General features: G+C 78.4%; 1 pseudogene. It reads right to left on the bottom strand.

Features of this window, described 5'->3' with window-relative positions:
- Positions 1-399: pseudogene (locus MXD62_RS10300) on the bottom strand (potassium-transporting ATPase subunit B); the annotation flags it as partial.

Genomic DNA, 399 nt, shown 5'->3' with positions numbered 1-399 from the left:
CCCGCCGTTCTCCCGCACCCACCGGGTGACCGCGCTCGCCGCCCCCTTGCGAACCCGCCGGGCGCCGACGGCGCTGGACGTCCCGGGGGCGCCGGGCGCGCCCGGTCCGCCGGGCGTGCCGGGCGTGCCGGGCGTGCTCGGGCCGGTGGGCTCGGGCGCCAGGTCGACGCCGGACATCCTGGTCTGGGCGGTGAAGTGCACGAACGTCGCGTGCCGCAGCTCGCCCGGGGTGCGTTCGCGCAGGCCGTGGTGCTCCTTGGCGAACACGACGACCGAGCGCCCCTCGGGGGTCTCGTCCGCGAGCGAGGAGAGCTGGGCGGCGTCCGCCAGCTCCGCCTCGCTCACGCCGCCGACGGCGAGGAACGCGCTGGCCTGCCGGTTCCCCAGGGTGATGGTGCC

This window comes from Frankia sp. Mgl5, from assembly GCF_023242985.1.
Taxonomy (GTDB): domain Bacteria; phylum Actinomycetota; class Actinomycetes; order Frankiales; family Frankiaceae; genus Parafrankia; species Parafrankia soli.
Note: the sequence above shows the minus strand (reverse complement) of the source record. Positions and strands in the feature narration are given on the sequence as shown.